Origin of the sequence: Agrococcus sediminis (genome assembly GCF_007923295.1) — a bacterium.
Classification (GTDB): domain Bacteria; phylum Actinomycetota; class Actinomycetes; order Actinomycetales; family Microbacteriaceae; genus Agrococcus; species Agrococcus sediminis.
Genome location: NZ_VOIR01000012.1, coordinates 197507 through 211144 on the forward strand (window position 1 = coordinate 197507; position 13638 = coordinate 211144).

Here is a 13638-nt window from a genome sequence, read left to right on the forward strand (position 1 = left end):
GCCGATCGGCGCGCGGCGCAGGGCGATCCTGCCAGGCCGACCTGTGCGTCCGCCCGGTCGCGCCGCTCACGCCGTGACCTGCACGGTGCTCGCGTCGAGCGTCGACTCGGCGGCGAAGCCCGCGGGGCTCGGTGCGTCGCCGCGCGCGACGAGCATCGCCCCGACGGCCGCGATCATCGCCCCGTTGTCGGTGCACAGGTCGAGCGGCGGGATCCGCAGCGCGACGCCCGCCTGCTCGCAGCGCTCGGCCGCGACCGCGCGCAGGCGCCGGTTGGCGACCACGCCGCCGCCGAGCAGCAGGCGCGGGATGCCGTGCGCCGCGCACGCGTCGAGCGCCTTCGCCACCAGCACGTCGACCACCGCCTCGCGGAAGCTCGCCGCGACATCCGCCACGGGCAGCGGCTCCCCCGCAGCCTCGGCCCGCTCGACGTGGCGCGCGACCGCCGTCTTCAGCCCCGAGAACGAGAAGTCGAAGCGATGGCGGTCGCGGTCCTTCGGCGCCGTGAGCCCGCGCGGGAAGCGGATCGCCGCCGGGTCGCCGTCGACGGCGGCGCGGTCGATGGAGGGCCCGCCGGGGTAGGAGAGCCCGAGCAGCCGCGCGGTCTTGTCGAAGGCCTCGCCCGCCGCGTCGTCGATCGTCTCGCCCAGCAGCTCGACGTCGCCCGCGAGGTCGCGCACGAGCAGCAGCGACGTGTGGCCGCCCGAGACGAGCAGCGCGACGGTCGGCAGCTCGAGCGGCTCGCCCGACAGCACGTCGGCGGCGACGTGGCCGACGAGGTGGTTGACGCCGTAGAGCGGCAGGTCGCGCGCGGCGGCGAGGCCCTTCGCGGCGCCGATGCCCACCATGAGGGCGCCGGCGAGGCCGGGCCCGGCGGTGACGGCGACCGCGTCGAGGTCGTCGAGGGTGAGGGATGCGTCGGCGAGCGCGGCGAGGATCGTCGGCTGCAGCTCCTCGAGGTGGGCGCGCGCGGCGATCTCGGGCACGACGCCCCCGAAGCGCGCGTGCAGCTCCATCGACGAGGCGATCCGGTTCGCGAGCAGCTCGGTGCCGCGCACGATGCCGACACCCGTCTCGTCGCAGCTCGTCTCGATGCCGAGCACCACCGGCGGCCGCTGCCCCTGCACCATCACGCCGACTCCCGCTTCATGACCACCGCATCCACGTCCTCCGGCTGGTAGTAGCGCGGCCGCACGCCGATCTCGCGGAACCCGACCGACTCGTAGAGGCCGCGCGCGACCGGGTTGTCGGCCCGCACCTCGAGGAACAGCTCGCGCACGCCGCGCCGGCCCGCCTCGGCGAGCAGCTCGGCGAGCAGTGCGCGCCCGATGCCGCGCCCGCGCGCGTCGGCGGCGACGGCGATCGTCTGCACGTCGCCCTCGACGCCCACGGCGCGCAGGCCCGCGTAGCCGACCATGCGGCCGTCGTCGCCCTCGTCGACGGCGATGACGTAGCGGCCCCAGTCGCTCGCGATCTCCTGCTGCATCGTGGCACGCTCCCACGCGCTCGCGCCGAACGACGCCTGCTCGATCGCCATGATCGCGTCGAGGTCGCCGGCGCCGGCGGTGCGGATCACGACGCTCACTGGCTCACCCGCTTCGGGCCGGCCGACGGCGTCGCGTCCGCGTCGCGCAGGTACAGCGCCTGCTGCACCTCGGCCGCCCCGCGCACCGCGGCGCGGGCGAGCAGCGCGGCGTCGACCGCGTCGGCGTCGAGGCGGGGCGCGCCGGCGTGCGCGGCGGCCGGCGGCGGCACCGCGTCGGCGGGCGCGAGGTGCGGGCCGTCGACGACCAGGCCGTCGACGACCGAGCTCCACGCGCGCTCCCGGCGCCGCACATCCGTCGTCACCTGCGCCGTGCCCTCGGTGATGCCCCCGTGGCTCGCGATGCCGACGCACCGCACGCCGAGGCCCATCGCCGCCGCGCGCGCAGCCGCGATGCCGACGCGCAGGCCCGTGAAGGCGCCCGGCCCCATGCCGGCGACGACGAGCTCGATGCGGTCCCGGCGGCCGGCGAGCGCGCGCTCGAGCATGGGCCCGAGGTGCTCGGCGTGGCGCCGCGCGTCGCCCTGGTGCTCGCGGAAGACGACGTCGTCGCCGTCGACGACCGCGACCGAGGTGCCGAGCGAGGTGTCGATGGCCAGGATCACGGTGCCTCCTCCGTCGGGACCGGGGCGGTGAGCGAGCGCACGCGCGCGGCGTCCCAGCCGGGGCCGTGGCCGCGCAGGCGCACCGAGCGGGGCGACTCGTCGTCGCCGTCGGCCTCGCCGCGGTCGATCTCGACGCGCAGCCAGCTCTCGAGCGCGTGCTCGAGCGGCGCGCCCCACTCGGCGACCGTGATGGCGCCGTCGAGGTCGAGGTCGAGGTCGTCGAGCTCGGCCTCGTCGCCCAGCCGGTAGGCGTCGACGTGCTGCAGGTCGGGCCCCGCGGCGGTGCGGTGCGTGCGGGCGATGACGAACGTGGGGCTCTGCACGGTGCCGCGCGCGCCGAGCGCCCGGCCGATGCCGCGGGTGAGGGTGGTCTTGCCCGCGCCGAGCGGGCCGATGAGCAGCACGGCGTCGCCGGCGCGCAGCGCCGCGCCGATGCGCTCGCCGAGCAGCTCCATCGCGTCGGCGTCGGCGACCGATCCGGCGACCTCGACCGCCACGCGCGGGCCGATCATGCCGGTGAGCTCGGGGGCGGATGCGTGCTCGAGCACGACCGGGTCGCCGACGCGGGCAGGGCGGTCGCCGACGTCGAGCACGACCTGATCCATCGCCACCCGCCCGCGGATCGGGTGCGCGCCGTCGCCGCCGACGACCGCTGGGCGGCCGGTGGCGCTGCGGGTGACGCCGTCGGCGTAGCCGAGGCCGACGAGCGCGAGCGTCGTCGCGCTCGTCGTGACGTACTCGCCGCCGTAGGAGACGCCGAGGCCGGGCTCCACGCGCTTGACGCCCACGAGCTCGCCCACGAGGCGGCGGGGCTCGCCGTCGAGCCCGAGCTCGAGCACGCGCCGGGGCGCCGTCTCGGGGCCCGCGGCGACGACGCCCGCGCCCCGGCCGGCCGCGCCCATCCGGGTCACGACCTCGTACGTGATCGTGCGCGCCGCGCGCGCCCACGCGTCGGCGCTCGGCTCGCCCGCCGCCGGGTCGCCCCACAGCACGCCGTCGCCCGTGCGCGGCGGCTCGACCCTGATGCTGCACGCGCCGACCGCGGCGACGTGCGCGAGCTCGCCGCCGAGCAGCACCGGGGCGCCGACCGCCGGCAGCAGCCCGTCGTCGAGCCCGACCTCGGCGACGCCGTCGACGAAGGCGGCGCTCGCGCGCATCGCGGGCCTGAGGCCCAGGGCCGCGGCCTCCGACCCGTCGCCCGCGCCCGGCCCGCTCGGGTCGACGCCGTACGCAGCCATGCCGATGCGCACGAGGTCGAAGCGGGCCTCCGGCAGCGCGATCGCGGCCGCCGAGCTCGCGAGGTGCCGCAGCTCGAGGCCGAGCGGCTCGGCCTCGGCGAGCGCCGACGCGAAGTCGCGCACCTGCGCGAGGTCGGCGTCGCGGCTCGTGCCGGCGAGGTGCGACATCGCGCCGCGGATGCGTGCGCCCCCGGCGGCGAGCGCGATCGCGCGCGCGATCGCCGCCGCGCGGTCGCCGCGCGCGATGCCGTTGCGGCCGAGGCCGGTGTCGAGCTTCAGGTGGATGACGGCGCCCGCGGCGGCGGCCGCCTCGAGCTGCGCGATCGAGCTCACCGCGACCTCGACGCCATGGCGCGCGGCGAGCGAGAAGTCGACGCCCGGCCCGTGCAGCCACGCGAGGATCGGCGCGTCGATGCCGGCGGCGCGCAGCCGCAGCGCTTCCGCGAGATCGACGACGCCGAGCATGGCGGCGCCGCCGTCGAGCATCGCGCGGGCGGATGCGACGGCCCCGTGGCCGTAGCCGTCGGCCTTCACGACGCCGCACACGGGCGTCGCCGCCCGCGCGGCGAGCGCGCGCACGTTCGCGGCGATCGCCGCCGTGTCGACCTCGATGCGCATCAGGACTCCGCGATGACCGTCGCCGTGGCGACGCCCGCGTCGTGGCTCATCGAGACGTGCACGCGCGTCGCACCGATCGCGGCCGCGCGCTCGGCAGCGGTGCCGCGCAGGTCGAGGCTCGGCTCGCCGCCGGGGCCCTGGACCACCACCAGGTCGACCCAGCGCATCCCCGAGTTCGCGCCGAGCGCCTTGAACGCGGCCTCCTTCGCGGCGAAGCGCGCCGCGAGCGACGGCAGCGACCGCTCGCGGCCGTCGACGAGCAGCTCGTCGGGCGCGAAGAGCCGCTCCTTGAGCCGCGGCGTGCGCGTGACGGCGCGCTCGAAGCGCGCCAGGTCGACGACGTCGACGCCGAGCCCCACGATCACGAGCCGACCCCGGTCATCCACCGACGAGCCGGATCACTCGACCGTGACCGACTTCGCGAGGTTGCGCGGCTGGTCGACGTCGAGGCCCTTCGCGGTGGCGAGCTCGAGCGCGAAGATGTGCAGCGGCACGACCTGCAGCACGGGCTCGAGCATCGGCAGCGTCAGCGGCACGCGCAGCACCACGTCGGCGTACGGCAGCACCGCGGCGTCGCCCGCCTCGGCGACCGCGATGACGCGGGCGCCGCGCGCGCGGATCTCCTGGATGTTCGAGACGATCTTCGAGTGCAGCAGCGGCTCGTTGCGCGGGCTCGGCACCACCACGAAGACGACCTGGCCGGGCTCGATGAGCGCGATCGGGCCGTGCTTCAGCTCGCCGCCGGCGAAGCCCTCGGCGTGGATGTAGCTGATCTCCTTGAGCTTCAGCGCGCCCTCGAGCGCCACCGGGTAGCCCACGTGGCGGCCGAGGAACAGCACCGAGCGGGTGTCGCTCATCCAGTGCGCGAGCTCGTGCACCGACTCCTGCTCGGCGAGCACCTGGCGCAGCTCGTCGGGCAGCTCGCGCAGCTCTCCGACGACCTCGGCGATCTGCTCCTCCGTCATCGTGCCGCGCACGCGCGCGAGGTGCAGGCCGAAGAGCAGCTGGCCGATCACCTGCGCGAGGAACGCCTTCGTCGACGCGACGGCGACCTCGGGGCCGGCGTGCGTGTAGAGCACCGCCTCCGACTCGCGCGGGATCGTCGCGCCCTGCGTGTTGCAGATCGAGAGCGTGCGGGCGCCCTGCGCGACCGCGTGCTGCACGGCCATCTTCGTGTCCATCGTCTCGCCCGACTGCGAGATCGAGATGACGAGCGTGTGCTCGTCGAGCACCGGGTCGCGGTAGCGGAACTCGTGCGCGAGGTCGACCTCGACGGGCACGCGCGCCCACGTCTCGATCGCGTACTTGCCCACGAGGCCCGAGTAGCTCGCCGTGCCGCACGCCACGATGACGATGCGGTGGATGCCCTGCAGCACCTCGTCGGTCAGCACGCCCAGCTCGCCCAGGTCGACGCCGTGGTCGGTCAGGCGGCCGCGCATGGTGTTCTCGACGGCCTCCGGCCCCTCCGAGACCTCCTTCGCCATGAACGACGGCCAGCCGCCCTTGTCGGCGGCCGAGGCGTCCCAGTTGACCTCGAAGCGCTTCGGCTCGCTCGGGGCGCCGTCGAAGTCGGTGACGGATGCGCTGTCGGCGGTGATCGTGACGATCTGGTCGTTGTCGAGCGCGGCCGCGTCGGGCGTGAACTTCACGAACGCGCTCACGTCGCTGCCGAGGAAGTGCTCGCCCTTGCCGTAGCCGACGAGCAGCGGCGAGTTGTGCGAGGCGCCGACGACGACGCCCGGCTGCTCGGCGTGCATCGCGAGCAGCGTGAACTGGCCCTCGAGCCGGTGCACGACCTTGCGCATCGCGAGCGTGAGGTCGCCCGTCTCGCGGTAGGCGCGGCCGAGCAGCTTCGCCGCGGCCTCGGTGTCGGTCTCGCTCGCGAAGACCTCGCCAGCCGCCTCGAGCTCGGCGCGCAGCTCGGCGAAGTTCTCGATGATGCCGTTGTGGATGAGCGACAGCCGGCCCTCGTCGCCGAGGTGCGGGTGCGCGTTCTCGTCGGTCGGCCCGCCGTGCGTGGCCCAGCGCGTGTGGCCGATGCCGGTCGACGACTCGGGCAGCGGTGCGTCCGAGAGGCTGTCGCGGAGGACCTTGAGCTTGCCGCCCTTCTTGCGCAGCGCGACGCGGTCGCCGTCGATCACCGAGACGCCGGCGCTGTCGTAGCCCCGGTACTCGAGCCTGCTGAGACCCTCGAGCAGCACGTCGACCGTGCTGCGCTCACCGGTATAGCCCACGATGCCGCACATGCCTCCGATCCTACCGGCGGTAGGCTCCGTGCGATGTCCCAGCCGATCCAGTCGCCGTTCGTCGAGATCGAGCGCCGCGATTGGGCGCGCCTCGCGCCCCGCATGCCCAACCCGCTCACCGAGGCCGAGGTGCGGCGGCTCCGCGGCACCGGCGACCGGCTCGAGCTGCGCGAGGTGGCCGAGGTGTACCTGCCGCTGTCGCGCCTCGTGAGCCTCTACCAGGAGTCGGCCGCCCGCCTGCACCGCGAGACCACCGAGTTCCTCGGCGCCACGGCGCATCCCACCCCCTTCGTCATCGGCGTGGCCGGCAGCGTCGCGGTCGGCAAGTCGACGACCGCCCGCCTGCTCAAGGAGCTGCTGAGCCGCTGGGAGGGGTCGCCGAAGGTCGACCTCATCACCACGGACGGCTTCCTGCACCCGAACCGCGTGCTCGAGGAGCGCGGGCTCATGCAGCGCAAGGGCTTCCCCGAGTCGTACGACCGGCGGGCGCTGCTCGGCTTCGTCTCGCGCGTGAAGTCGGGCGAGGCCGAGGTGCGCGCGCCCGTCTACTCGCACCTGTCGTACGACATCGTGCCGGGCGAGGAGATCGTGGTGCGGCGGCCCGACGTGCTCATCGTCGAGGGGCTCAACGTGCTGCAGCCGCCGCCGTCGGGGTCGCACCTGGCGGTGTCGGACCTGTTCGACTTCTCGATCTACGTCGACGCGCGCACGAGCGCGATCCGCCAGTGGTACGTCGACCGCTTCTTCGCGCTCAAGGCGAGCGCGTTCCAGGATCCGCAGTCGTACTTCCACCGCTTCGCGGACATGTCGGATGCGCGGGCGAGGGCCTACTCGACCGACGTCTGGGACTCCATCAACGGCCCGAACCTCGTCGAGCACATCCTGCCGACCCGGCCGCGCGCCGACCTGGTGCTGCGCAAGGACGACGACCACACCATCCGCTCGGTGCTCCTCCGCAAGGTCTGACCCCGCCGCAGCGCGGCGCCTCCCGCGATCGAGTGGCGCCTCCCGCGATCGAGTGGCGCGTCCCAGCATCGAGTGGCGCCTCCCAGCATCGAGTGGCGCCACTCGATCGCCGCGGGCGCCACTCGATGTCGGGAGGCGCCACTCACGGGCGGGCTAGGGGCTCGGGATGCCCTCGACGATCGCCGGGGAGTCGGAGACGCGCGGGCGGTCGACCTGGCCGAGCTTCACGAGCACGACGCCCGCGATGATCGCCGCGGCGCCCAGCCACTGCATGCCGCTCGGCAGCAGCCACAGCAGCACGGCGGTCCAGAGGATCCCGAACATCGGCTCGGAGTAGCCGACGAAGCTCGCGAGCGTCGCGCCGAGCCGCCGCGCGCCGAGGATGCCGAGCACGTAGGCGGCGGCGGTCGCGACGAGCACGAGCAGGAGCAGCACCGTCCACGCCGGCAGGGTGGCGCCCGCGAGCACGACGGGCCGAGCCGTGGCGACGAACGGCAGCAGGCCGCTCGCCGAGGCCGCGACGAGCACGACGGCGCCGACGATGAGCCCGAGGCCGGCGAGCGCGATCGGCGGCAGCTCGGAGTCGGCCTTCGACGCGGCGATCCAGTAGCCGGCGTTGCCGACCGCGGCGCCGAGCGCGAGCAGCACCCCGAGCGGGTGCAGCGCCTCGCCGCCGACGCCCGAGACGAGCGCGAGGCCGACGAGCGCGACGCCCGCCCCGGCGAGCGTGAGCATCGCCGGCGCGCGGCGGCTCACCGCCCAGGTGAAGAACACGAGCAGCACCGGCCCCAGGAACTCGATGAGCAGCGCGAGCGAGGGCTCGATGTAGGCGACGGCGCTGAAGAACGCGAGCTGGCACAGCGCGACCGCGAGGAGCCCGAGCACGAGCACCTCCCGCCACGACCGCAGCACCGCGCCCCACCGGCCGCGCAGCAGCCACAGCGTCGGCACGAGCAGCACGAGCGCGCCGCCCGCGATGCGCGCGGTCGTGACGGCGCCCGGGCTCCAGCCGCCCGCGAGCAGCGCGGAGGCGAAGATGCCGGAGAGGCCGAAGGAGGCCGAGCTCGCGAGGGCGAACGCGAGCCCGATGGGGCGACGGGGCTGCATGGGCGGCTCACAGGGGTGCGAAGGGCTAGCATCGTGCTCACCACGGCGGGCACACGTCACGGCCGTTGGCCCTGACAGTCGTGATCGTAGCCGAGGTGACCGTGTCGCTCCCCTACCCCCGAGAGCTGATCCGCTCCCTGGAGTTCATCGCCGACGTCTGCAACCGCAGGCGCGCGGGCGAGCTCGACTCGGCGGCGAGCCTGCGCGCGATCTGCGCGGAGTGGGGCTTCCCCGGCGCGAGCTCCGCGACGCGCGCGGACGCCGAGGCGACGTGGGCGCACCTGCCGGCCGTCGAGCGGATGTGGGACGGCGAGCGCGACGCGGTCGCGGGCCTCGTCAACCGCGTGTTCGACGAGACCGGCGCCCGGCCGCACCTCGTGCGGCACGACGGCTCCGACTGGCACCTGCACGGCCTACCGGCGGGCTCGCCGATCGCCGACCGGATCGCGGTCGACGCCGCGATGGCGATCGCCGACCTCGTGCGCGCCGACGACCTCGAGCGCTGCCGGCGCTGCGCGGACAGCCGCTGCGACCGCATGCACCTCGACCTGTCGCGCAACCGGTCGCGGCGCTTCTGCTCGACGACGTGCCAGTCGCGCACCAACGTCGCGGCCTTCCGCAGCCGTCACGCGGCCGACGTCAGGACGTGACCGACAGCTCCTGGCGCACGAGGTCGGCGAGCTCGTCGGCGATCGTCTGGGCGATGTGGCGCTCGTGCGCCTCGACCATGACGCGCACCATCTTCTCGGTGCCCGACGGGCGCAGCAGCACGCGGCCGTTGCTGCCGAGCTCGTGCTCGGCGCGCGCGACGGCCTCGGCGATCGGCCGGTTGCCGCGCAGGCCCAGCCGGTCGACGCCCGGCACGTTGACGAGCACCTGCGGGTAGACCTCCATCACCGAGGCGAGCTCGGCGAGCGTCTTGCCCGTGCGCACCATCTCGGCCGCGATCTGCAGGCCGGTCAGCACGCCGTCGCCGGTGGTGGCGTAGCGGGAGAAGATGATGTGGCCCGACTGCTCGCCGCCGAGCGCGAGGCCGTACTCGCCGAGCGCCTCGAGCACGTAGCGGTCGCCGACGGCCGTCTGCACGAGCTGGATGCCGTGCTCGTCCATCGCGACCTTGAGGCCCAGGTTCGACATCACGGTCGCGACCAGGGTGTCGTCGGTGAGCAGGCCCCGGCGCTTGCCGGAGAGCGCGAGCAGCGCCATGATCTGGTCGCCGTCGACGACGTCGCCGTTCGCGTCGATCGCGAGGCAGCGGTCGGCGTCGCCGTCGTGGGCGATGCCGAGGTCGGCGCCCGACGAGAGCACGAGGTCGCGCAGCTGCTCGAGGTGGGTCGAGCCGACCTCTCGGTTGATGTTGGTGCCGTCAGGGTCGTTGCCCATGACGGTCACCTTCGCGCCCGCGTCGGCGAAGGCGCGCGGGCTGACGCCGGCGGCCGCGCCGTGGGCGCAGTCGAGCGCGACGTGCAGGCCCTGCAGGCTCACCTCGAGCGTGCCGAGCAGGTGCACGAGGTAGCGGTCCTCGGCGTCGGAGAAGCGGCGGACCGTGCCCACCTCGGCGCCGATGGGGCGCAGCGGCGGAGCGCCCAGCGCAGCCTCGATCTCGTCCTCGACCGCGTCGGGCAGCTTGCGCCCGCCCTTGGCGAAGAACTTGATGCCGTTGTCGGGCGCGGGGTTGTGCGACGCCGAGACCATCACGCCGAAGTCGGCGTCGATGTCGCCGATCAGGTAGGCGGCCGCAGGCGTCGGGATGACGCCAGCGTCGAGCACGTCGACGCCGCTCGACGCGAGCCCCGCCGACACCGCGGCGACGATGAACTCGCCCGAGATGCGAGGATCCCGCGCCACGACGGCGACAGGGCGCCGCCCCTCCTGCCGGGCTGTTCGCCCGAGCACGAGTGCGGCGCCCTGTGCGAGCGCCAGCGCCGACTCCGCCGTGATGTCGAGGCCTGCGAGACCTCGAACCCCGTCTGTGCCGAAGAGGCGCGACATGGATCAGCGCTTCGAGTACTGCGGCGCCTTGCGGGCCTTCTTGAGACCGGCCTTCTTGCGCTCGATGACGCGAGCGTCGCGCGAGAGGAAGCCGGCCTTCTTGAGCTCCGGTCGGTTGTTCTCGACGTCGATCTCGTTGAGCGCACGAGCGATGCCCAGGCGCAGCGCACCGGCCTGGCCCGAGGGGCCGCCGCCGGAGATGCGGGCGATCACGTCGTAGCTGCCGGCGAGCTCGAGCAGCGTGAACGGGTCGTTGATGAGCTGCTGGTGCAGCTTGTTCGGGAAGTAGTCCTCGAGCGTGCGGCCGTTCACGGTGAACGAGCCGGAGCCGGGGATGAGGCGCACGCGGGCGATGGCCTGCTTGCGACGGCCGACGGCCTGGCCGCCGATGTTGACGACGCGGGGCGCCTTGGGAGCCTCAGCTGCCGGCGTCTCGGTCGAGAAGCTCTCGGGAGCCTCGATGGAGTCTGCGATCTTCGCCATGTCTGGTGTCTCCTCGCGCCCTACTGGGCGACCTGGTCGAACGTGTAGGGGGTCGGCTGCTGCGCCGCGTGCGGGTGCTCGGGGCCTGCGTAGACCTTGAGCTTCTTGATCTGGGCGCGGCCGAGCGAGTTCTTCGGCAGCATGCCGCGGATGGCCTTCTCGACGGTGCGGACGGGGAAGCGCGCGAGCATCTCCTCGTAACCGGTGGCCTTGAGGCCGCCCGGGTAGCCGGAGTGGCGGTAGGCGACCTTCTTGGCGAGCTTCTGCCCGGTGAGCGCCACCTTCTCGGCGTTCACGACGATGACGTAGTCGCCCATGTCCATGTGGGGGGCGAACGTCGGCTTGTGCTTGCCGCGGAGCATGGCGGCGGCGTGGCTGGCCAGCCGGCCGAGGACCACGTCGGTGGCGTCGATGACGACCCAGTCGTGCTGGACGTCACTCGCCTTGGGCGAGTAGGTGCGAGTCATTGGTGCCTCACTGATCGAATGGATGGTCGTGAATCCCACTCCGAGGCGTTCGCCGGCGCGATGCGCGCGAACCATCCGGTGGAGGGCTCATTCGGGCACGCGCAGGCTGCACGCACCAAGGATCGAGCATACGCGGCGCGGGGCCGCGCGGTCAAGCCGTCGGCGCGCCGCCGCTCACCGGTCGATCGACGGGTCGTACTCGTCCCGCTCCTCGTGCCACACGACGTCGACGACCTCCTCGCGCGTGGCGGGCTCCTCGAGCGCCTCCCCCTCGACCGGCTCGTCCGCCTCATGGTCGCCCGCGGGCGCATCGACGTCGAGCGTCAGGTCGTCGAGCGGGTCGCCGTCGGGGGCGGATGCGGTGAAGGCGTCGGGCACGACGGCCCGGTCCTCCGCGGCGACCGTCGGGAGCGCCGCCGACGGCGCATCCGCCTCGTCCGCATCGCGCGCGTCGGCGGCGGGGCGCTCGTCGCGCTCGGCGCCCGCCGAGCTCCAGGTGCGCGGGTCGGCGGCGTCGGCGACGTGCATGAGCGACTGCACCTCGGCCATGAAGCCCGACAGCTGCGACTGCTGGTAGCGCAGGCCCCGCGCGCGGTCCTCGGCCTCGCGCAGCACGTCCTTCGTGTGCGTCGCGACGGTCTCGACGATCGACTGCGCACGTCGGCGCGCCTCGTCGAGCATCGCCGAGGCGCGCGCCTTCGCGCTCGCCTCGATCTGCGCCGCCTGCGCCTTCGACAGCTGCTCGTAGGCCTCCGACTGCTCGGCGACGTGCTTCGCGTGCGCGAGCGCGGAGGCGACCTTGTCGTTCGCGTCGGCGGTGATGCGCTCGGCGTGCGAGACGGCCTGGTTGTGCAGGCGCAGGAACTCCTGCTGCGCGTCGTCCTGCCGCCGGGTGAGCGCCGCGTCGAGCTCGACCCTGCGCGCCTTCGCCTCCCGCACGATGCGGTCGGCGTCGAGCTTGAGGTCGTCGGTCTCGCGCGTGACCTGGGCGCGCAGCGCGGCGGCGGCCCGCTCGGCCTCGCCGAGCAGCACCTGCGCCTCGCGATCGGCCTGCGCGACCTTCTCGCCGAGCGAGCCGAGCTCGGCCTCGATCCGCGCGCGGTGCGCGGTCTGCTCGGTCTCGCTGCGGCGGCGTGCGAGCTCGGCCTCGTGCTGCGCCTCCTGCAGCACGCGCTGCGCCTCCTCCTGCGCGTCGCGGCGGATGCGGTCCCGCTCGGCGTTCGCATCGTCGAGCACGCGCTGCGCGGAGGTCGAGGCGTTGGTGACGAGCGTCGACGCCTGGTCCTCGGCGACGCGCAGGATCTCGGCGAAGCGCACGCGGGTCTGCCGCCCGTCGGCGGCGTCGGCGCCCTCGTCCTCGTCGGAGGCCGCGTCGTCGTCGAGGGTCTGCACCTGCTGGGCGAGGCGCAGCATGCGCGACTCGGCCTGGTCGGCGCGCGCGACGGCCGCGTCGAGGTCCTCGGTGAGGTGCTGCAGCCGCGCCTCGCTGTCGAGCGCCGCCTGGTCGCGGCCCCGCTCGACCTCGGCGAGGGCCTCGCGCAGCTGCGCGAGGGCGGCGTCGACCTGCTCGCGGTCGTAGCCGCGGAAGGCCTGATCGAATGCGTGCGGCTGCTCGGCCATGACTGCGCTCCGGCTCCTGCCGAGCTCTGCCTCGGCCGCCCTCCATCCTAGGCGCCGGGCGGGATCCGGACGGCGAGATCTGATCTCTGGGATGATGGAGGGACATGACTCCCCGCGGCATCATCTTCGACCTCGACGGCACCCTCACCGACTCCAAGCAGGGCCTCCTCGCGAGCCTGCGGCACATGCACGAGGCCGTCGGCTGGGAGGTGCCGAGCGAGACCGAGCTCGTGCGCTGGCTCGGCCCGCCGCTCGTCACCGTGCTCGCGGAGTCGGGCCGCTCGCCCGCCGAGATCGACGCTGCGCTGTCGGTCTTCCGGGCTCGGATGGCCGACGGCGGCCTCGTCGACTCGACCCTCTACCCGGGCGTGGATGCGCTCATCGCCGACCTGCACGGCGCCGGGCGGCAGCTCGCGGTCGCGACCCACAAGATCCAGCGCGACGCCGAGGCGGTGATCGAGCACTACGCCCTGCGCCACCGCTTCCGCGGCGTGCACGGGCGCATCGACGGGGAGGCCGGCCACTCGAAGGCCGAGGTGATCGCGCGCGCGATCGACTCGATCGGGCTGCCCGCGGACGCCGTCGTGATGGTCGGCGACCGCGTCAACGACATCGCGTCGGCGCGCGAGCTCGGCATCCGCTCGATCGGCGTCGCCTACGGCTACGGCGGCCACGCCGAGCTCGCCGAGGCCGGCGGCGACCGGATCGTCGACTCCGTCGACGAGCTGCGCGAGGCCCTCGCCGCCTGAGGCCGG

The 13638-nt window shown here is 74.3% G+C and carries 14 protein-coding genes; 3 read left to right on the forward strand and 11 right to left on the reverse strand.

The features are described from left to right. Positions 1-66: 66 nt before the first annotated feature. From tsaD to glmS, 6 genes are read right to left on the reverse strand one after another with little or no spacing between them, the layout of a single operon-like run. A complete protein-coding gene (tsaD, locus tag FQ330_RS04585) occupies positions 67-1128 on the reverse strand; it encodes a tRNA (adenosine(37)-N6)-threonylcarbamoyltransferase complex transferase subunit TsaD (RefSeq protein ID WP_146355961.1) in 1062 nt (353 codons plus the stop codon). Then, a complete protein-coding gene (gene rimI, locus FQ330_RS04590) occupies positions 1128-1583 on the reverse strand; it encodes a ribosomal protein S18-alanine N-acetyltransferase (protein WP_225792691.1) in 456 nt (151 codons plus the stop codon). Before rimI ends, tsaD begins: the two co-directional genes overlap by 1 nt. Next, entirely contained in the window at positions 1580-2146 is a 567-nt protein-coding gene (gene tsaB, locus FQ330_RS04595) for a tRNA (adenosine(37)-N6)-threonylcarbamoyltransferase complex dimerization subunit type 1 TsaB (protein WP_146355638.1), read from the reverse strand. The genes rimI and tsaB overlap by 4 nt, the downstream gene beginning before the upstream one ends. Next, positions 2143-4002: a tRNA (adenosine(37)-N6)-threonylcarbamoyltransferase complex ATPase subunit type 1 TsaE gene (gene tsaE / locus FQ330_RS04600; RefSeq protein WP_146355640.1), complete on the reverse strand. Its 1860-nt coding sequence runs from the start codon at positions 4000-4002 to the stop codon at positions 2143-2145. Before tsaE ends, tsaB begins: the two co-directional genes overlap by 4 nt. Beyond that, a complete protein-coding gene (locus FQ330_RS04605; protein ID WP_146355965.1) occupies positions 4002-4367 on the reverse strand; it encodes a holo-ACP synthase in 366 nt (121 codons plus the stop codon). Before FQ330_RS04605 ends, tsaE begins: the two co-directional genes overlap by 1 nt. Positions 4368-4400: 33 nt before the next feature. After that, a complete protein-coding gene (gene glmS, locus FQ330_RS04610) occupies positions 4401-6248 on the reverse strand; it encodes a glutamine--fructose-6-phosphate transaminase (isomerizing) (RefSeq protein WP_146355642.1) in 1848 nt (615 codons plus the stop codon). A gap of 33 nt (positions 6249-6281) precedes the next feature. Between glmS and coaA the strand changes: the two genes are divergently transcribed. Next, entirely contained in the window at positions 6282-7214 is a 933-nt protein-coding gene (gene coaA, locus FQ330_RS04615) for a type I pantothenate kinase (protein ID WP_128190450.1), read from the forward strand. A 153-nt stretch (positions 7215-7367) separates the two neighbouring features. Here the strand turns inward: coaA and FQ330_RS04620 are convergent, their stop codons facing one another. Then, on the reverse strand, positions 7368-8321 hold the full coding sequence (locus FQ330_RS04620; protein ID WP_146355645.1) for an EamA family transporter: 954 nt from the start codon (positions 8319-8321) through the stop codon (positions 7368-7370). 95 nt (positions 8322-8416) lie between these two features. On the opposite strand from FQ330_RS04620, the gene FQ330_RS04625 reads away from it, so the two are divergent. Beyond that, a complete protein-coding gene (locus FQ330_RS04625) occupies positions 8417-8971 on the forward strand; it encodes a CGNR zinc finger domain-containing protein (protein ID WP_164877164.1) in 555 nt (184 codons plus the stop codon). On the opposite strand, the gene glmM is transcribed toward FQ330_RS04625, so the two are convergent. From glmM to FQ330_RS04645, 4 genes are all read right to left on the reverse strand, one after another. Continuing rightward, entirely contained in the window at positions 8961-10313 is a 1353-nt protein-coding gene (gene glmM, locus FQ330_RS04630; protein ID WP_128190185.1) for a phosphoglucosamine mutase, read from the reverse strand. The genes FQ330_RS04625 and glmM overlap by 11 nt on opposite strands. Positions 10314-10316: 3 nt before the next feature. Then, a complete protein-coding gene (gene rpsI, locus FQ330_RS04635; protein ID WP_128190184.1) occupies positions 10317-10796 on the reverse strand; it encodes a 30S ribosomal protein S9 in 480 nt (159 codons plus the stop codon). A gap of 20 nt (positions 10797-10816) precedes the next feature. Then, the gene (gene rplM, locus FQ330_RS04640; protein WP_128190183.1) at positions 10817-11263 is read right to left on the reverse strand and encodes a 50S ribosomal protein L13; all 447 of its coding nucleotides are present in this window, start codon (positions 11261-11263) and stop codon (positions 10817-10819) included. Positions 11264-11437: 174 nt separating this feature from the next. Then, on the reverse strand, positions 11438-12883 hold the full coding sequence (locus FQ330_RS04645; RefSeq protein ID WP_146355647.1) for a DivIVA domain-containing protein: 1446 nt from the start codon (positions 12881-12883) through the stop codon (positions 11438-11440). Between the two features lie 104 nt (positions 12884-12987). On the opposite strand from FQ330_RS04645, the gene FQ330_RS04650 reads away from it, so the two are divergent. Next, complete coding sequence (locus tag FQ330_RS04650) at positions 12988-13632, forward strand: HAD hydrolase-like protein (RefSeq protein ID WP_146355649.1); 645 nt, start codon at positions 12988-12990, stop codon at positions 13630-13632. The last annotated feature ends 6 nt before the right edge of the window (positions 13633-13638 follow it).

Excerpts from the sequence above, each read along its gene's own strand:
- tsaD (WP_146355961.1), bottom strand. The coding sequence starts at position 1,128 with ATGGTGCAGGGGCAGCGGCCGCCGGTGGTGCTCGGCATCGAGACGAGC.
- tsaE (WP_146355640.1), bottom strand. The coding sequence starts at position 4,002 with ATGCGCATCGAGGTCGACACGGCGGCGATCGCCGCGAACGTGCGCGCG.
- glmS (WP_146355642.1), bottom strand. The coding sequence starts at position 6,248 with ATGTGCGGCATCGTGGGCTATACCGGTGAGCGCAGCACGGTCGACGTG.
- coaA (WP_128190450.1), top strand. The coding sequence starts at position 6,282 with ATGTCCCAGCCGATCCAGTCGCCGTTCGTCGAGATCGAGCGCCGCGAT.
- FQ330_RS04620 (WP_146355645.1), bottom strand. The coding sequence starts at position 8,321 with ATGCAGCCCCGTCGCCCCATCGGGCTCGCGTTCGCCCTCGCGAGCTCG.
- glmM (WP_128190185.1), bottom strand. The coding sequence starts at position 10,313 with ATGTCGCGCCTCTTCGGCACAGACGGGGTTCGAGGTCTCGCAGGCCTC.
- rpsI (WP_128190184.1), bottom strand. The coding sequence starts at position 10,796 with ATGGCGAAGATCGCAGACTCCATCGAGGCTCCCGAGAGCTTCTCGACC.
- rplM (WP_128190183.1), bottom strand. The coding sequence starts at position 11,263 with ATGACTCGCACCTACTCGCCCAAGGCGAGTGACGTCCAGCACGACTGG.
- FQ330_RS04645 (WP_146355647.1), bottom strand. The coding sequence starts at position 12,883 with ATGGCCGAGCAGCCGCACGCATTCGATCAGGCCTTCCGCGGCTACGAC.
- FQ330_RS04650 (WP_146355649.1), top strand. The coding sequence starts at position 12,988 with ATGACTCCCCGCGGCATCATCTTCGACCTCGACGGCACCCTCACCGAC.